This window comes from Tardiphaga sp. 619_E2_N8_4 (assembly GCF_051810905.1).
Lineage (GTDB): Bacteria > Pseudomonadota > Alphaproteobacteria > Rhizobiales > Xanthobacteraceae > Tardiphaga > Tardiphaga robiniae.
Genome location: NZ_JBPWQJ010000001.1, coordinates 4,686,382 through 4,704,264, shown reverse-complemented (window position 1 = coordinate 4,704,264; position 17,883 = coordinate 4,686,382). Strand labels below are relative to the sequence as shown.

The following is a 17,883-nucleotide window of genomic DNA, read 5'->3' as shown; positions in this document are numbered from 1 at the left end:
TCGCTTATATCTCACCAGATGGTTCAAAGGATTTGCGCGAGCTTTGCGATGCAAAACGCGTCAGAGAAAAATCTGGAACTGTTCTCATCTGTTGACGATTCAACTCCTGCGCGTAACATCGCGACAGGCCCGCCAGAGGCCATTGGGAGTGAAATGCATGAGACAGCTTGCTCGTCGGGGCGCGTCTTCGCGTCCATTTTTCAACGGGACACTTAACTCACACATAATGCTGCACCGTTGGCTCCGAACATCCATCGCAGCTGCGCTTGGCGCGACGTTGTTAGGCGGTGCCGCCAACGCACAGACGAAGGGCACACCGGATCATATCAAAGCGGTTACATCGGCAATCGATAGTGCAGCGATCACGGCCAATACGGCGACGTCCAAGGATTGGCCGACTTACGGCCTCGATTATGCCGAGACGCGCTTCAGCAAGCTCAATCAGATCACGGCCGAGAACGTCAAAGATATCGGCCTGATGTGGACCTACAATCTGGAATCCATCCGCGGCGTCGAAGCGACACCGCTTGTGGTGGACGGCATCATGTATGTGTCGGCGCCATGGAGCGTGGTGCATGCCGTCGATACCCGGACCGGCAAGCGGCTATGGACCTTCGATCCCGGCGTAGATCGCGAGAAGGGCTATCGTGGCTGCTGCGATGTCGTGAATCGCGGCGTCGCGCTCTACAAAGGCAAGGTGTTCGTGGGGGCTTATGACGGCCGGCTGGTCGCACTGGATGCCGCGACCGGCACGAAGGTCTGGGAGAAGGACACCGTCATCGACCGCAAGATGTCCTATACGATCACCGGCGCGCCGCGCGTGTTCAACGGCAAGGTCGTCATCGGCAATGGTGGCGCCGAATATGGCGTGCGCGGTTACGTTACGGCCTATGACGCTGAGACCGGCAATCAGGCATGGCGCTGGTTCACGGTGCCCGGCGATCCGGCCAAGCCGTTCGAGGACGATTCGATGGCTGCCGCGGCGAAGACCTGGGATCCGGCCGGCAAATACTGGGTCAATGGCGGCGGCGGCTCGGCCTGGGATACGATCACCTTCGATCCCGACCTGAACATGGTCTATATCGGCACCGGCAACGGCTCGCCGTGGAATCGCAATCTGCGCAGTCCGGGAGGCGGCGACAATCTCTATCTCGGCTCGATCGTCGCGCTGAATGCCGATACCGGGAAATATCTCTGGCACTATCAGGAAACGCCCGGCGACAACTGGGACTATACCTCGACGCAGCCGATGATCCTGGCCGATCTCACCATCGACAGCGCACCGCGCAAGGTGGTGCTGCACGCGCCGAAGAATGGCTTCTTCTTCGTCATCGACCGCACCAACGGCAAGTTCATCTCTGCCAAGAACTTTGTCGATGTAAACTGGGCCACCGGCTACGACGCCAGCGGAAGACCGATCGAGGTGCCGGAAGCCCGCTCGCCGGACAAATCCTTCGACAGCATTCCCGGACCGTTCGGTGCCCATAACTGGCATCCGATGTCGTTCAATCCGCAAACCGGGCTGGTCTATCTGCCGGCGCAGGGTGTGCCTTTGAACCTCACGGGCGAGAAGGCGCTGGTGCAGAATGCGCCGGCGGAGAACAAGTTCGGCGGCACCACGGGCTGGAATGTCGGCTTCTCGCTCAATGCCGAGCCGCCGAAGAACCCGCCATTCGGTCGCCTGATTGCGTGGGATCCGGTGAAGCAGAAAGAAGCATGGCGCGCTGAATACATTGCGCCCTGGAATGGCGGTACGCTCACGACGGCCGGCAATCTCGTGTTCCAAGGGACCGCGGACGGCCGGTTCATCGCCTACAACGCCAAGACAGGTGAGAAGCTTTGGGAGACGCCGGTCGGCACCGGCGTGGTGGCCGCACCTGCGACCTATATGGTCGATGGCGTGCAATACGTCTCGGTGGCGGTCGGGTGGGGCGGCGTGTTCGGGATCACCCAGCGCGCCACCGATCGTGAGGCGCCCGGCACGGTCTACACCTTTGCCATTGGCGGCAAGGCGCCGTTGCCAGCCTTTACCAAGTACCAGATCGGCAATCTGCTGACCGGGGTCAAATACGATCCCGCTCACGTGCCGGAGGGGACTTCGATCTACGTTAATGCCTGTGCGACCTGCCACGGCGTGCCCGGCGTGGACAAGGGCGGCAATGTGCCCAACCTGGGCTATGTCTCCACCGAGACCATCACCAACCTGAAGGACATCGTGTTCAACGGGCCATTCAAGGACAAGGGGATGCCGGATTTTACCGGCAAGCTCACGGAAGCGGATGTGGTTAAGATCCAGGCCTTCATCCAGGGTACAGCCGACGCGATTAGGCCGAAATAAACACCATGCTGGACGGTTCGGCCCGATCGGGCCGTCCAGCATGTTCCCCCGGCGGCTGAAGTCGGGATATATTGGGACGCTCTGAAGTCCGGTCCCACAACCATGTCCTCTGCCATTGCGGCATTCTTTCAGCGGGTCCGATCGTCCTCGCTCTCGATCGGCCAGCTGACTTTCAGCGGGTTCCTGCTGGTGTTGACGGTGATCCTGATCACCAGCATCGCCAGCGTGGTTGCGATCCGTCATATTGACAATACCTTCGCCGAGCTTGAGCGGCTGCAGAGCGTCGGCGATCTGGCCGAAAACATCGACCGCCGCCTGATCAGCCTGCGGCTGGCAGCACGCGATTTCGTCACCGATCCCGACGCACAGCCGGAAAAGGTCTCGCAGGCTGCCACGGCGCTCGGCGATCTCCTGAAGAAGACCCGGATCGAGCTTGCGCCCGAGCAGCGCGACATGATCGACGGTGTCGACGCGCGGTTGACCAAGTACCGCGAAGGGATTGAGCGCGTCTCATCGCTGATCGCACGTCGCTCCGCTATGCTGGCGACGCTCCCGCCGCTCCGCGAGCAATTCGAGAACGCCGTTCCGGATGTGACGAATTCAAATGCCGCCAAAGCCATGTTCCGGGCGCAGAACGAGATCGCGGCGGCTTTGCTGGCGCGCGATCCGATCGGAGCCGAGCAGGCCGCCCAGCGCATGCGTGCGCTGCCGATCAGCACGCCCGCGCTTCGTGCGGCCGCCGATGCCTACACCGATGCAATCATCTCGATCTCGGAAACCGAGAGCGAGATCGCCGATCTCGACAGGGATGTGCTTGGCGCCGAAGGCCGATTAATCGGGCGGGTGACCGAATTGTTGCGCGAGCTTAGCGCCCGTCGCGGCCGCGTCCTGTCGCGTGAGTTCGCGCGCACGCTGACCGAGGCAAGATGGCAAAGCATCATCCTTGGCACGGCGGGCGTTCTGGTCGGGCTGTTGGCGGCACTGTTCGTGGTGCGGCGGATCGTGAAGCCGCTGAAGGCGATTGCCAAGTCGATCCGTGCGCTAGCTGGTGGCGCCAAGCACACGCCGATCCCGGCCATGGATCTGGAGAATGAAATCGGTGACATCGCGCGCGCCGCGGAGGTGTTCCGCAAGACGCTGGTCGATGCCGATGCCGCGCGCGAGGCGGCCTTGCATGCGTTGGCCGAGCAGAGGCTGGCGGAAGAGAGTTATCGCAAGCTGTTTGAAGGATCCGTCGACGGCATCTATGTGACGACGCCGGCAGGTGCGCTGCTCAATGCCAATCCGGCACTGGCGCGGATGATGGGGTATGATTCACCGGAAGACCTGATCCGCGCCACGCTGGATATCTCGCGCAACATCTATGTCGATCCCGCGGCGCGCGCCGAGTATCAGCAGCGCATGGCAAGCGACGGAATGGTGCGCGAATTCGAGTATCAGGTCCGTCAACGGCACGACACGGTCCTCTGGCTGTCCGACAGCGCCACGGCGGTCCGCGACGAGAATGGCGAGGTTGTGCGCTATGAGGGAACAGTCCGCGACATCACCAACCAGAAACATGCCGAAGCCGCAATCAGGGAAGGTCGCAGGTTGCTGCAGCAGGTCATCGATACCGTTCCTGCCGTCATCAACGTAAAAGACACCGATCTGCGATACGTCCTGATGAACCGCTACATGGCGGGAATTTTCGGCATCGAGCCCGGTGAGGCGATCGGGAAAACAACTGGCGAGTTGATGATGCGCTTTGGCGCGTCGAAGACCGACTCGCCTGACAAGATGGTGCTGGCGACCAGGAAGGGCCTCGGTTTCTACGAGGAAGAGTACAAGGACGCTGCCGGTGTGATGCGGCAGTGGCTGGTCAACAAGCTGCCTTTGCTGACGACCGATGGTGATATCCAGAACATCGTGACCGTGGCGCTCGATATCGGCCAGCGCAAGCGCAGCGAGCAGGAGATGCTCAAGGCCAAGGATGCCGCTGAGACAGCGCTACGCAATCTGCGTGAGACGCAGAATTCGCTGATCGAGGCGGAGAAGCTCGCGGCGCTTGGGCGGCTGGTTGCCGGTGTGGCCCATGAGGTCAACAATCCCGTGGGCATCAGCCTGACCGTGGCGTCATCGCTGGAACGCAAGATCGCGCTGTTCGGCGAGGAGGTTGCGCGCGGCGAGCTGCGCCGCTCGACCCTGACTGAGTTCATCGAGTCCAACCGCGACGCGGCGGCACAATTGGTCGCCAATCTCAATCGCGCGGCTGAGTTGATCCAGTCGTTCAAGCAGGTTTCCGCCGACCGCAATTATTCCGACCAGCGCGTCTTTGATCTCGCCGATCTCACCGAGCAGGTGGTGATGAGTTTGAAGCCGGGATTACGAAAACAGAAACTGGCGCTTTCGGTCGACTGCAAGCCGGGACTGACGATGAACAGCTATCCGGGTCCGTATGGTCAGGTGCTGACCAATCTGTTCCTCAATTCCGTCGCTCATGCATTTCCCGATGGCAATGGTGGCTCGGTCGAGATCAAGGTGCAGGAAGCCGGCAACGATCATGTGGAAATTCTTTTCGCGGATAACGGCGTCGGCATGAGCCCGGAGGTCCGGCGGCGTGCTTTCGACCCGTTCTTCACGACGCGTCGGGATCAGGGTGGCACGGGCCTGGGCCTGCACATCGTCTACAGCATCGTCACCAGCCGCCTCGGTGGTCGTCTGCATCTGCAGTCTGACCCGGGGCAGGGAACGCGCATCCAGATCATCCTGCCGCGCGTCGCGCCGCTGGAGATGGCAGCGGAATAGTAAACGCTGCTACTGCTGAAATTCCGCAAGCTTGCGTAGTGTCGCGCGGAATATCTGGCTGTGCTTGCCGACGAGCGCTGTGCCGTTCATCGTCGCCGACGTATCCGTGAAAGTACCCGACAGACCGATACCGACCGGTTGGCTCTGGCCGCCGAACAGTGGACTCATGTCAGGGCTGGGCGTGTGCTGCATGACGGAAACCTCGCCCTTGAAGGTGCGGGCTTCCTTGTTGAGAACATAGGTACCGACATAGAACAGGTACGCGTCGCCGCCGAGCAGTTCGCCTTCGCGAAAGGTTACAACACCGCTGCCCTTGCCTGAACGCCCGTCGAGAAGCTCGACATGGATCGAGTAGAGTCCATTCTTCATAATAGCCCGATGGCGCGAACCCGTCCCTTGGTTGCGCAATCAGAAGTATTGCAAAGACCGTATACCAACGTCAACGCATTCGCGGGCGCTGTTGGTGCACGAGCGAAAGACCGAGTGACGCAGGTGCGCTCGCTTGCCGCCTTGGCACTTCGCGACGAGGGCGTTCTTAAATACCTCTGCCATTGAAGTTATCACCACAAATTCGCTGCAGTGCGAAGAGAGCCTGCCGGTGCTAATGGAGAATCGCCTATCGTTTGATTGGGCGTCTGTCGCGAAGTTGAAGCGCAGCCGTTCTTCGATAGTCGTATGATGCGCTTTGCGTGAGTGACTACGGAAGAGGCGGGTACTTTGCCCGCGACAAACCTGAACATCATTGTGCCGGCCGGGGGCTGGAGCAAGCAAATGAGCGACTGGATGACTTCCGGCGCCGACGCGCCGTGTTCGCCAACTACTATCTCTCACGATCGACGCGTCCGGCGTCGTGCAGGCTGGCTGAAGCTGGGAGCGCCAACCTTGTGTATTGCGGTTCTGTTATCAGTGCCGCTGATGCAATCGGTCGCTGCGCGCGATCGCGGACAATTCGCCAATACCAGCCCCGATCTGAAAGCCTGGTTCGATAGTCTGCGCAGCGGCAAGGGTCCGTGTTGTTCCGATGCAGACGGCAGCGCCGTCAGCGATGTGGATTGGGAATCCAACAGTGGACACTACAAGGTGCGGATCGACGGGATGTGGCTCGACGTACCGGACGAAGCTGTCATCACGGTGCCGAACCGCGTCGGTCGCACCATGGTGTGGCCGATACAGGGGTCGTCCGGCACAGTGATCCGTTGTTTCATGCCAGGTAGCATGACGTAGCTGGTCACAACGCCCGGCGGACCGATGCGAGCGCGGCGATCAGCGAGATCGCCGCGAGGACAATGACCGCGGCGCCATAGATATCGAGCGTGAGCGGCAGGCCGAGCGTCGGGATCGCCAAGCCTGCGACGATAGTCGGCAGGCTGAAGGCGAGATAGCAGATAATGAAAATTACCGAGAGCAATCCAGCGCGTTCATGCGCGGGGACCAGCGGCACAACGGTCCGGATGCTACCGAAGAATCCGGCGCCGAAGCCAAAACCGGCAATGACCGTGCCGACCAATAGTTGTGGGACGCTTTGTGTGTAGACCCCGCCCAGCGTGATCAGCACGCCGAGAATAAGACACGCCATGCTGCGGATCAGAATGGTGGTGCCAGGCCATTTGTGTGCCACCAGCATCGAGGCGGCACCGCTCAAGGTCAGCGCTGTCACGGCGAGTCCACCAAGGAGAGGCGAATTCGATCCGGTGATGAGCCGGAGCAGCGAGGGCATCAGCGACAAGTAGAATCCGCCCAACGCCCAGACGGCAACGTTGCCCGGCGAGACCAGGGTCAAGGGTTGTCGTACGTGAGGCGGTACGGTCACGATCGGTCGGAGCGACGCCCATGCGCCGGGACGACGCGCAACCGTTTCCGGCATCCACCACAGCAGAATGGCTTGTATGAGCGTTGCTACGAGGAGCAGCAGATAGACCAGTTGGGTCGGCATTGGCGCGTAGCTGACGAGTACGCTGGATAGCAACGCGCCGATCCCTGTGCCCGTTACAGGCGTCAGGCTGTTCATCAGCGATCCGTGCGCGCGATTCAGATCGAGCATGGCAGCACCGATGGTGCCGAAGGCAATGCCGGTTGCAAATCCCTGAATGGTGCGGGCGGTGATCAGTGCCACGACGGAATCTGCCGTAATGAAAACCAGCAGCGCCACGACATTCAGGATCAGCGCCGAGAACATCACGGGCCGGCGACCGATATAATCCGACAATCCCCCGACCGTCAGCAGCGCAACCAGCAGACTGAGCGCATAGGCGGAGAACACCGTCGTGACCATGACCGGCGAGAGGTGCCAGTGGTCCTGATAGATCCGGTAGAGTGGTGTCGGTGCGCTGGCGAACATAGCGACAGTGCCGAGCGTTGCGATCTGAAAAATAATGGCAGCGCGACGCGTCATCACGCCTTTCGGCCGGGCGTCGAGATTGCTGGACATCGGGGAAGGGACCTAATGGACAAGGTGGGGCAAGCCCAACGGTCGCTTCCGTCCTTGATTGATTTTACCGCTGTCCAATGCTCGCTCAGGTGATGCGCGGAGCAACAGCAGAGAAAGATGATGCATGCATGGCCAAGCCTTCACAACGGCGGCTGGCTCGCGCGCCCTGTGCGAGATTGCATGGCTCGTATGGATCGCGCCCCTTAACACGGCGCGAATCTTTCCTATACTCAGACTGTCACGAACAATGAAAGGAGGTGGTCCAGTGTCTAATTCCAAGCGCTGTCACCTCGCTGAGGCCGCCCGCTAGGCTCACTCTTTGAGCTTCGGAAGGGCGTCTCGGCGCCTGGTTCAGCGAGAACAGGGAAGGGGCGCGCCGAGTAATCGGTGCGCCCTTTCTTCTGAGCGCAAACCTGTCGCGCCGTGAAACATGACGCTTGATCTGCCGGTCATCCGTGACAATCTATCAGACGTTGCTTGTGTCCGGAGTAGCAGCAATGTCGGGAACACCGCGCGATCTGGCGGAGAGAATGGCCGCGCGCCAGCAGCGGCGTGCCATCGATGACGGTTATGTGCGCGAGAGCTTCACACAGCCGCGCGAGAACGCCCGCAAGACGGCGCGGGCGTTTCTGGATCGGTTCCCGAAGCAAGCCTACATGAGCGAAGTTGAGCGCTGGCGCGAGCTGCCAGACGGCGACATTGAATTTACGATGCGGCGGCTGCGGACCGCTGATTGAGCTGACAGGCGGCAATCATCTGGCTGATGTCGTGCTCGCTCATGCCTGTCGCGGCCGATTTCTCGCCTGGATCGGCAGCACATGCGTGGATCGCATAGCCGATATCGAGAAGACGACGCGGCGGATCTTCCTCGCCCAGGCCGACTTCCATCACCAAGCCACTCTCGACGGCATGCCGCCAGACATCGGATTTACTGGGGAAGGCCTTGCTGACTTTGACCGAATTTGAAAACAGCGCGTAGGGCATGCGGCAACCTCCGTGATGAGGCGATAACGCGGAATATGGCATCTGGTTGCGCTGCAGCAAGCCCCACTTTCGTTATCCACGAGGTCGTGATGATCGGTCGGCCGTCAGTCCCGCTGGGTAATCCGCAATTCCAGCAGCGCCATGGTCTGGAGCATTGTGGGATCGCGTTCACCCTCGCTTGTGGTGCGCAGGATGCTTTCGGCGATGGATTGCACGTGAGCGGAGTTGACGGGATGCGGCAGCGTTGAAACAGCCCCGTCCAGCGCTTGTTTCATCACTGAGATTGTGTCTGGTGGAAACGCGGCATGGGAAAAATTCTTCACGGTGGCTCCCGGGTTCAAACGGATAAACGCACCCAACTGTTCACGGGACAACAAGAGTTCGGGCGCGCGAATGTTCCTGCCGCAAAGTTGGGCAGATCCGTGGAGGGGCGTCAGCCGCTGCGTGTCGGGTGCCAGGTTCCGGAAACGGTCGCAGGGATGTCAGGATTCGGTGTCAGCCGGCCGAGCGGCTTTCTTCTTGGCGCCCTGTCGCAGAAATGTCGCGCCGATTTCCTCGCCATTGACCCAGGCCAGCTCGCAGCGACGGAACGCCAGTCCTGTGGACGACAGCAGCAGGAAGAATTCCTTGAGATTGATGCCCTCGATCGAACTCTCGACGATAAGGCGTGCGCCCGTCTCGGACACGTCCATGATGCGGCAGCTGCGGCGCCATGTGCCGTCAATGGCCATGAGCCAGACAGGGAAACCGCGCTCGAACGCGACGCGGCCAGCATTTGGTTTTTCAGGGGTCATCGACGCTTCCTTGGCGCCGGGGAATTTAAATTGGATGGTGGTAACGGCTGGTAAATGCCGCTGACGGCAGGCTTTGCGGTTCAGCACGCCATCGAGATGCTGTTTTGAATGAGCGCCGCGGCGCACAGCCTTATTCGGTTGAATCGTGCAACCGCAACGACGGGTTTCAGACGCGGCGGTTGTGGAGGTGCGCGTTAACGGAATGGTTACAAGCTGGTGCAATGTAAAGTGGAATCCATGGCTTGTTGAAGGGCCTCGGCGGAGCACGTTACTGCATGAACACGCCAGCTGCCCTGATATCTGCCGGCGTAGGTGCAGCGTTTTTTGCGGCCGCATCCGTGTTCTATTATCAGCCGTCCTTCATTCGGCCCGACTATGCGCTGGATGCCATCCTGACAACCAATAACTCGAAGGCGCGTGCTGCAGTCACGCGACTCTTGCTCAATCCGTCATCTGCGCAATTCGATGGCTTGCGGTCGGTCCAGGTCGATAACAGGAAATATGTTTGCGGCAGCGTGAACGCCAAGGACAAATCGGGAGCTTACACCGGGCATCGAGCTTTCGTTTACACGGTCGCCATCGACTTTGCGCGTATCGACGACGATGGAGAGATCGCGCAACGGCACGATGCGTACAAGGCTTGTCCGGTCTCTGAAGAAGAAGAGAAGCTGGCTCAACAGAAGATCGGCATATCACCCAGTGCGCTCCAGGCGATCAAGCTGGTTCAAAAGACGCTGCCGACAGCCGATCCGTCAGTGCTTACGGATAAGGCATCGCAACTATCGCCCGCGGGCAGTGGACCGGCCGGGACGACCGAGCAACAACTCGGCCGTCTGGCAGGCCAACCCGGCTCGGGCGGGCAGCAATCGGGAAACCAGACATTCAAAACCACGCCCGGCCCCGAATCCAACTGGCGTGCCGACAAGCCGCCGACCGCGTGGCCAGTCTTTCCGCCGGACCACGTGTTGGCAAAGCATGTGCAGAAACGAACGAATGCCGAGGCGTTGGTGCTGGCAAAATCGGTTGAAGATCTCTGGGTAAAGTCCAAAGCGGGAACCTCATCTCAGCGGCCTTCGCTGGACGAACTTCGAGAGGCCCTTCGGGCTCTGATGGCCATCGATGCCAAGAGTGCCGAGTTTCCCCAAGCTTGGGCGGCATTCGTGCGGCTGCGGACGATCGAGCGCGAAGCGAGCGCCTAGTCTCTGGAAAAGCCGAATGGACACAGGCGTTTAAGGGCACCTGTGATGGTGCACTCGGAGCGATTCGAACGCCCGACCCTCGGAATCGAAATCCGATGCTCTATCCAGCTGAGCTACGAGTGCGACGGCGGCACCATAGCGGCGAAAGTCGCAAAAGCTAGCCCCGCGATGGGGAGCGCAGCGGTTTTGCCTAACGTCGGGGAGGCTGCTCGCTATAGTCTGCCTTTATGAATCAAGGCCGACTCAAATCCGGTCCGGTGGATTTCGTCCTGTCCGGGTGGCTACCGACTGCGCTGCTTCTGATCGTGACCTTAGTGGTCGGTCCCGCGCTGGGCGGATTGTCGCGTCCGCTCTTCGTGGTCGGCTGCGCCGCTGCTGGCTGGCTGGCCTGGCAACGCAGCACCGCGGCCCATATCCAGTCGGCCATCCTGCTGTTTGCCTTCGCACCATTCGTGCGGCGCGTGGTCGATGTGTCGGTCGGCTACGACGCGGCCAGCATCATGCTGATCGGGCCGCTGTTGTTCATCCTGACGCCGTTACCGAGCCTGTGGACGTTGCTGTCGTCCCGCGAGCAGTTGCGCGATCCCTGGCTGATCGCGCCGGCTATCGTGCTGGCCTGCATCGCTTACGGTGCCATGCTGTCGGTTTTTCAGAATGACTGGATGAGCGCTGCGACAGGTGCGTTGAAGTGGGCGGCGCCTGTGCTCTACGGCATCGCTTTGCAGCAGCGCGCAAGGTCCGACGGTGAACTCATCAATGCCATGGCGCGCATCTTTCTGGTGGTGCTGCCGCTGACGGGTCTCTACGGCATCTGGCAATATGTCGATCCGCCGAGTTGGGATCGGTTCTGGATGAACTACGCCTCGATCTTGTCTGCAGGATATCCGCTACCCTATATGGTGCGCGTCTTCAGCACGATGAACGGGCCCGCCACTTACGCGACCTTCACCGCAACGGGACTGCTGTTGCTGGGCTTCCTGAGACCGGGATGGCAGTCGCTGATTGCCCTGGCGCCCGCGGCACTGGGCCTGTTGCTGTCGCTGTATCGGACCGGCTGGATCGCGCTCGCGCTGGCCGTGGTGTTCTGCATGGTGTTTCAATCCACACGGCGGCGGGCGCTTGCGACCGGACTTGGCATCGTCGGCGCAGCCATGGCGGCAGTCCTGTTCACGCCCTTCGGCGATGTGATCACCGAGCGGCTGCAGTCGCTCGGCAGCGGTTCCGAGGATGGCAGCGGCAACGAGCGTCTCGAAGAATTCGTGACGCTGTGGAATACACCTGACAGCATGGTGGTGGGGTCTGGCTTCAGCTTCACCGATATCGGTGTCGCGGGCACCATGCCGGTCGATGGCCAGATCATTGCGAGCTGGCTCACGCTCGGCATTCCCGTCGGGCTGCTTTGTTTGGCAGCCTATATCTGGGTCGGGGTCTGGAGCACGTCTGCGGCATGGCGGATGCCGACCAAAGAAGGCGTGGTGCTCGGAGCTCTGTCGCTCGGCGGTATCCTGATTCACTTGCCCCTGACCAGTATCTCGTCGGGTGAGATATCTGCTCTGTTCTGGATGATCTTCGCGATGGCCTGTCCGCACGACCAGACTGTCAGATCTGCCGAGGATACAGCGATGCCCCTGGAGCAGGCGCGGACCGGCAGAGTTTAGTCCGATCGGGCGGCCTGGCTGACAAACGGAGCGGGTGCAGGTTTGCGCCTCGGCAGTGGCGCAAGCCCGAGTGGTGCCAGCAGGTTCAGCCGCTGTAACACGACATGGGTTACCATGGGCAAGATCACACCGGCCGCGGTGCCTGCGAGGAGATAGACCCACGGCATTGGCGGCATGTGCAGCATCTGCATGATGATCCGCGTGCCGGATCCCGCCATGATGTGCAGCACATAGATCGTCATGGACATCACGCCGACCAGCGCCAGCCAGCGATGCCGCGTCTCGTTCAGCAATTTGCAAAGCAGCACCACGCTGGTGATGCCGAGAATACATGCCGGAAGCGAAGTCGCGCTATTTGCATCGAAGCCGGAGAGCTGTCCTCCAACGGCAACCGCCGCAGTGAAAGCGGTGGCGATCACGGTCAACATGGTCCAGCCCGTTCTCCCACGAGGCTGCCACGCCATCACGATGCGGGTTGCATAGAGACCTGCGACGTAGAACGGCAGGTGATGCATGGTGAGCGCAAGATCGGGGCGGATCGGCAACAGTATGAATACGATCAGGCCAGCGAGCGCGACGGCAATCATGATGATGCGATTGGGAATGAGCACGGCCAGTACGTGGCAGATCATCAGCGCATATAGAAACCAGAATTGCGCCATCGGCCGATACCAGATCGCCACGAGGTCGCTGGCTGTGATGGGAATATTGGCATTGCGTGATATCAGCATGATCACGCTGCCCTGGATCAGCGACCAAAGCACATAGGGATAGGCGATCGTCCATGCCTTGCTGGCGAGGAACGGCCGAACGCCGCGTGTGAGGCTGTGCTGTACGTTCAGGCCCGCGAGAAAGAAGAACAGCGGCATGTGGAACGTGTAGAGCGTGTAGCTCATCCACTGCGCGAGCGGTCCGTCAGGAAACAGATGTGGCGGTATCAGGCCGCCGAGTACGTGGCCATAGACCACGAGAATGACGCCTATACCGCGTGCAAAATCAATCCAGACCTGACGCGTGCGATCGGTCTGCGATCTTGGTGCTTCTGCATCTTCGGCTGGCGATAGTTGCATCGTAGGGCATCGCTGGTTCGGAATGTTTGGATTAGCAAGACAACATACGCCGAGAGCCGTACACCATCGTTAACGCCGATCCATGAAATGGCGGTCGGGCGTTCATAGGTGCTTTTCTGGAAAACAGGCTTGATTTCTCGGTCATTTCGGTGCCCATCTGCGCCGACAAGCTGTCGGCAAGCCGTTCTGTGGCCAGTTCGGTCTCTGCCACATGTTCGAGGACTACCTGTGACTGACTACGTTCGCAAAATCCTGGACAGCCGCGTCTACGACGTCGCGATCCAGACGCCGCTGGACCCGATGGTTCGGCTGACCGCGCGCATGGGGAGCCCCGTGCTGCTCAAGCGCGAGGATTTGCAGCCGGTCTTCTCGTTCAAGATTCGCGGCGCGTACAACCGCATTGCGGGGCTGTCCGCGGAGCAGCGCGCGGCCGGCGTGATTTGCGCGTCGGCTGGCAATCATGCGCAGGGCGTGGCGCTGTCGGCGCAGCGGCTCGGGATCAAGGCAACCATCGTGATGCCGGTGACCACGCCGCCGATCAAGATCGATGCTGTCAGATATTGGGGCGGCAATGCCGTGCTGTTCGGCGACACGTTCGACGAAGCAGCGGCGCATGCGCGCAAGCTCGAGGCCGAGCAGAAGCTGACCTTCGTGCATCCCTATGACGATCCCGACGTGATCGCGGGGCAGGGCACCATCGGCATGGAAATTCTGCAGCAGCATCCCGATCCGATCGAGGCGGTGTTCGTGCCGATCGGCGGCGGCGGGCTTGCGGCCGGCGTTGCCTCCTTCATCAAATTTCTGCGCCCGGAGACCAAGGTCATCGGTGTCGAGCCCGTCGATGCTGCATCGATGAAAGCCGCGATAGATGCTGGCGAGCGCGTCGTTCTCAATCGCGTCGGTTTGTTCGCTGACGGTGTGGCCGTGCGCCAGGCTGGGGTCGAAACATTCCGTCTCTGCCGTGAATTGCTTGATGATGTGATCACGGCCGACACCGACGAGATGTGCGCTGCCATCAAGGATATTTTCGAGGATATGCGCGTGATCGCGGAGCCGGCCGGCGCCTTGGCGCTGGCAGGACTGAAAAGCTATGCCGCGAACAATCCCACGCGCACGGGGGCGCTGGTCGCCATCAACAGCGGCGCCAACATGAATTTCGATCGCCTGCGGCACGTCGCAGAGCGTGCCGAGGTCGGTGAAGCGCGTGAGATCCTGCTGGGCGTGACCATTCCGGAGCAGCCCGGCAGCTATCGCCGCTTTATTCAGACCATCGGCAACCACAACATCACCGAGTTCAACTATCGCTATGCCGATGCCAAGGAAGCCAATGTCTTTGTCGGCCTGAAGCTGAGTGGCGCCAAGAACGACAAGGGCGAGCTGATCGGGCAGTTGCAGGCGCTCGGCTACAAGGTGCTGGACATCAGCGCGGACGAGACCGCCAAGTTGCACATCCGCTATATGGTTGGCGGGCGAGCACCGCCTGCTTTGCGGGACGAGGTTATCCTGCGCTTCGAGTTCCCGGAGCGTCCGGGCGCCTTGCTGAAATTCCTCGACCAGATGGGCGCGGACTGGAACATCACGCTGTTCCACTACCGTAACCACGGTGCGGATTACGGCCGGGTGCTCGTTGGGATTGAAGTCCCGCAGGCCGACCGGCCGACCCTGACGCAGCGGCTGACCTCCCTCGGCTATCCCTATGAGGACGAAACACAAAATCCGGTCTACCGGATGTTCCTGAACGGCTAGGCCGGGTGGGCAGAGAGTGAGGCAGGGCCGGTTTCTGCCTTTTTTTCGCTCAAAGGCGATGCTTAACGGAATACTAGCACTGTCCGGCCAGAGTCGGGCGGTGTGCTGATGCCGGAAAAGGGCGTTGGCTTGGGGTCCCTTACCGGTTTCATCACGCGATGCGTCTTTCGCTGCTGCCTGTCCTGATGTCCCTGCTGGTGCTGTCCGTGGCTCCGGCCAAGGCAGATTTGCGCATCACCCGCGACCACGGCGGCTATGTCGAGGAATACAAGGCCAAGTATGAGCGCATCCGCGACCGCAAGGAGCGGGTGATCATCGACGGCATCTGCAATTCGGCCTGCACGCTGGTGTTCGGCATTGTGCCGATGAACAAGGTCTGTGTGACTCCGCGCGCCAGTCTTGGCTTCCATCAAGCCTATTACGACAAGGCTTTCACCTTCGGCATGAAGGTGATCAGCTACGAGGGCACCTCAGACCTGATGGCCTATTATCCGCCGCCGGTGAAAGACTGGCTTGCGCGTAACGGCGGTCTCACGCCGGAAATGAAGAAGATCAAGAACGGCATGGATCTCTGGAAGATCGTCGATCCCTGCCCGGAAGAGTTCTTCTAGCTTTCAATCTTCAATCGACCTGAATGCCTTCGCGATTATAACACCGCGAGCCGCGCATCGCCGCGCCTGATCAGCGCCAGCGCGATCAGCACCGTCGGTGCGAGAATGCAGGCGGCGAGGGCAATGATCTGCCACTGCGACAGCGGATTGATGCCGCCTCCGGGTGTCGCCATCACGAAGCCACCGATCACCAGCAGCACACGTAGCGGCCATTCCATTGCGCCCGCACGGCGCAGATCGCCCACATAGGCCTGATAGCCCTGAATGCCGCCGCAGATGAAGACGATGCCGAGACAGGCAAGGCCGGTAAGGCCGAACGCTTCGAGGTAAGGGCTGTCGCCCTGCAATAGCAGCGCCGGATTCAGCACGAAGAAGAACGGGATAAAATAGATGATGCTGCCCACCCACATCGACTCCCAGCCGGTCTTCATCGCCGGTGCGCCAGCGATGCCGGCGGCGGCAAAGGATGCGATGGCGACCGGTGGCGTGATCGACGACAGCATGCCCCAATAGAAGATGAACATGTGCACGGCCATCTTGTTGAGGCCGAGCTTCTCCAGCGCCGGTGCGACAAGGATAGCGAGGAAGATGTAGCAGGACGTCGTCGTCAGGCCGAGGCCGAGGATCAGGCTGGTGAAGGCACACATGATCAGCAGCAGGAAGACGTTGCCGCCGGCGATCGCCAGAAGGTCGTTGGCCAGGCTCGAGATTACGCCGGTGAGCGAGAACGCGCCGATTAACAACCCACAGCCGGCGAGGATCGCGATCAGCTCGACGAAGGTCTTGCCGTTCAGTTCGAGGAAGTGGATCCAGCGCGCGCCGCCCCAATTCTTGCCAGGGAAGAATTCATTGAGTGCAGCGAGGATGCACATTCCCCATAGATAGGCGTTCTGCAGATCGAGCCAGACCATCAATCCGGTCAGCACAATCGAGAGCGCCAGGACGGCGGTGTTGCCCTTCTTCCACGGTGCCGGGCCTGACCATTGATGCAGGATGACCAGCAAAGCGGTGGCGTAGAACGGCGCGTGGCTCTCGCGTTTGAAGTACAGCAGCATCACGACAAGGATCGCGATGACAAAGAGATAGTACCAGCCCTCCTTGAGCGCGTCCATGAAGCGGGGCAGTTCCTCGCGCGGGATGCCTTCGAGCTTGTGGCGCGCGGCGTAGCTGTCGACCTGCGCGAACAGACCGAAGTAATACAAGATCGACGGAATGGTGGCGGCGAGGGCGACGTCGGCATAGCTCGTGTTCATGAACTGCGCCATGACGAAGGCCGTCGCGCCCAGCACCGGTGGCGCCAGCACGGCGCCGGTGGACGCGCAGGCTTCGATCGCTCCTGAATAGGACGGTGTGAAGCCGGTTTTCTTCATCGCGGGGATCGTCATCGTTCCAGCGGTCAGCACATTGGACACGATGCTGCCACCGACGGTGCCGAGCAGGCCGGACGCAAAAATACACACTTTGGCAGCCCCGCCGCGGAAGGTGCCGCACATCGCGAAGGCAATGTTGATGAAAAATTTTCCAGCGCCGGTCATCATCAGCGCCGTGCCGAACACCAGGAAGCCGATCACGGTGTCGGCAAATGCCTGGATCGGAATGCCGAGCAGGCTTTCGCCCGACAGCACGTGATAGGCCGTGGTCTGCTCCAGCGTCGACTGGGTGCCGCGGAACGGTCCGAGCCATTTGGCGTCGGCAAACAGTGGATACAGCGTGAAGGGGAAGACGCTGAGCAACAGGCTCCAGCCGCCGGTGCGGCGCAGCGCCTCCATCAGCACGAACCACATCACGAGACCTGCAGCGATCACGGGTTTAGGTGCGCCGTCGAATTCCCAGCCAAATTGCGCGGCCTTGCGGATGTTCATCATCAGGAAGATCGCGGCAGCGAAAGTGGCGACGAACAATACGACGTCGTACCATGGCACACGGTCGAGATCGGCCTTCGACGTTCCCGGAAAGATCAGGAACGTGAACGGCAGCATCAGCGCGATCAGCAGATAGAAATATTCGGTGTTGAGTTGCGTGACATCGACAAAGAAACGCAGCGAAAATTGCTGGTTGATGCAGAGCAGGACGGTCGCGAGGGTGGCTAGTATCAGTGCCCAGCGCCACACGCCATGCAAGGCGCGAACGCGCGAGACCTCGGACTCCTGGAGGTCGGCAACTCCATGGGGATCATCGAGTTCCATTTTTACGGGAATGTCGGATGCGGGCCGCGCATGATCGGGTGACGAAATTGACATAATGGCCCCGATTATTGTTCGCGGTTACAGC

General features: G+C 60.7%; 15 protein-coding genes and 1 tRNA gene. 8 read left to right on the top strand and 8 right to left on the bottom strand.

Annotated elements, in window-relative coordinates; translation table 11 throughout:
- The first annotated feature begins 226 nt into the window (after positions 1 to 226).
- A complete protein-coding gene (locus AB8A23_RS22640; protein WP_439058167.1) occupies positions 227 to 2,338 on the top strand; it encodes a PQQ-dependent dehydrogenase, methanol/ethanol family in 2,112 nt (703 codons plus the stop codon).
- Between the two features lie 102 nt (positions 2,339 to 2,440).
- Positions 2,441 to 5,122 carry a PAS domain S-box protein gene (locus AB8A23_RS22635; RefSeq protein WP_439058168.1) on the top strand — a complete coding sequence of 894 codons (2,682 nt, stop codon included), beginning with the start codon at positions 2,441 to 2,443 and terminating at the stop codon, positions 5,120 to 5,122.
- 9 nt (positions 5,123 to 5,131) lie between these two features.
- Here AB8A23_RS22635 and AB8A23_RS22630 read toward each other — a convergent pair whose 3' ends face one another.
- Positions 5,132 to 5,491: a GrlR family regulatory protein gene (locus AB8A23_RS22630; protein WP_439058169.1), complete on the bottom strand. Its 360-nt coding sequence runs from the start codon at positions 5,489 to 5,491 to the stop codon at positions 5,132 to 5,134.
- Positions 5,492 to 5,893: 402 nt separating this feature from the next.
- Here AB8A23_RS22630 and AB8A23_RS22625 point away from each other — a divergent pair, with 402 nt between their 5' ends.
- Entirely contained in the window at positions 5,894 to 6,346 is a 453-nt protein-coding gene (locus tag AB8A23_RS22625) for a hypothetical protein (protein ID WP_089267260.1), read from the top strand.
- A gap of 4 nt (positions 6,347 to 6,350) precedes the next feature.
- Here the strand turns inward: AB8A23_RS22625 and AB8A23_RS22620 are convergent, their stop codons facing one another.
- A complete protein-coding gene (locus AB8A23_RS22620) occupies positions 6,351 to 7,550 on the bottom strand; it encodes an MFS transporter (RefSeq protein WP_439058170.1) in 1,200 nt (399 codons plus the stop codon).
- Positions 7,551 to 8,047: 497 nt separating this feature from the next.
- On the opposite strand from AB8A23_RS22620, the gene AB8A23_RS22615 reads away from it, so the two are divergent.
- A complete protein-coding gene (locus tag AB8A23_RS22615) occupies positions 8,048 to 8,287 on the top strand; it encodes a hypothetical protein (protein WP_439058171.1) in 240 nt (79 codons plus the stop codon).
- Here AB8A23_RS22615 and AB8A23_RS22610 read toward each other — a convergent pair.
- The 3 genes from AB8A23_RS22610 to AB8A23_RS22600 all read right to left on the bottom strand — a co-directional run bounded on the left by AB8A23_RS22610 (position 8,256) and on the right by AB8A23_RS22600 (position 9,328).
- Positions 8,256 to 8,534, bottom strand: coding sequence for a hypothetical protein (locus AB8A23_RS22610; protein ID WP_439058172.1), 279 nt, complete (start codon positions 8,532 to 8,534; stop codon positions 8,256 to 8,258). The two genes, AB8A23_RS22615 and AB8A23_RS22610, sit on opposite strands and share 32 nt — an antisense overlap.
- A 104-nt stretch (positions 8,535 to 8,638) precedes the next feature.
- Positions 8,639 to 8,857, bottom strand: coding sequence for a hypothetical protein (locus AB8A23_RS22605; protein WP_093759133.1), 219 nt, complete (start codon positions 8,855 to 8,857; stop codon positions 8,639 to 8,641).
- A gap of 159 nt (positions 8,858 to 9,016) precedes the next feature.
- On the bottom strand, positions 9,017 to 9,328 hold the full coding sequence (locus AB8A23_RS22600) for a pilus assembly protein PilZ (RefSeq protein ID WP_089267262.1): 312 nt from the start codon (positions 9,326 to 9,328) through the stop codon (positions 9,017 to 9,019).
- Positions 9,329 to 9,603: 275 nt separating this feature from the next.
- Here AB8A23_RS22600 and AB8A23_RS22595 point away from each other — a divergent pair, with 275 nt between their 5' ends.
- Positions 9,604 to 10,527, top strand: coding sequence for a hypothetical protein (locus tag AB8A23_RS22595; protein ID WP_439058173.1), 924 nt, complete (start codon positions 9,604 to 9,606; stop codon positions 10,525 to 10,527).
- Between the two features lie 46 nt (positions 10,528 to 10,573).
- Here AB8A23_RS22595 and AB8A23_RS22590 read toward each other — a convergent pair.
- Positions 10,574 to 10,650 (bottom strand) — tRNA-Arg (locus AB8A23_RS22590).
- A 104-nt stretch (positions 10,651 to 10,754) separates the two neighbouring features.
- Between AB8A23_RS22590 and AB8A23_RS22585 the strand changes: the two genes are divergently transcribed.
- Entirely contained in the window at positions 10,755 to 12,185 is a 1,431-nt protein-coding gene (locus tag AB8A23_RS22585; RefSeq protein ID WP_439058174.1) for an O-antigen ligase domain-containing protein, read from the top strand.
- Here the strand turns inward: AB8A23_RS22585 and AB8A23_RS22580 are convergent.
- Positions 12,182 to 13,255: an acyltransferase family protein gene (locus AB8A23_RS22580; protein WP_439058175.1), complete on the bottom strand. Its 1,074-nt coding sequence runs from the start codon at positions 13,253 to 13,255 to the stop codon at positions 12,182 to 12,184. The genes AB8A23_RS22585 and AB8A23_RS22580 overlap by 4 nt on opposite strands.
- Before the next feature lie 228 nt (positions 13,256 to 13,483).
- Between AB8A23_RS22580 and ilvA the strand changes: the two genes are divergently transcribed.
- Together ilvA and AB8A23_RS22570 are read left to right on the top strand one after the other, a co-directional pair.
- Positions 13,484 to 15,001, top strand: coding sequence for a threonine ammonia-lyase, biosynthetic (gene ilvA, locus AB8A23_RS22575; protein WP_068730692.1), 1,518 nt, complete (start codon positions 13,484 to 13,486; stop codon positions 14,999 to 15,001).
- 158 nt (positions 15,002 to 15,159) lie between these two features.
- Positions 15,160 to 15,612 (top strand): hypothetical protein, encoded by a 453-nt coding sequence (locus AB8A23_RS22570; protein WP_089267265.1) that lies wholly within the window; start codon positions 15,160 to 15,162, stop codon positions 15,610 to 15,612.
- A 35-nt stretch (positions 15,613 to 15,647) separates the two neighbouring features.
- Here the strand turns inward: AB8A23_RS22570 and AB8A23_RS22565 are convergent, their stop codons facing one another.
- On the bottom strand, positions 15,648 to 17,852 hold the full coding sequence (locus AB8A23_RS22565) for a TRAP transporter permease (RefSeq protein WP_439058176.1): 2,205 nt from the start codon (positions 17,850 to 17,852) through the stop codon (positions 15,648 to 15,650).
- Positions 17,853 to 17,883: the final 31 nt, after the last annotated feature.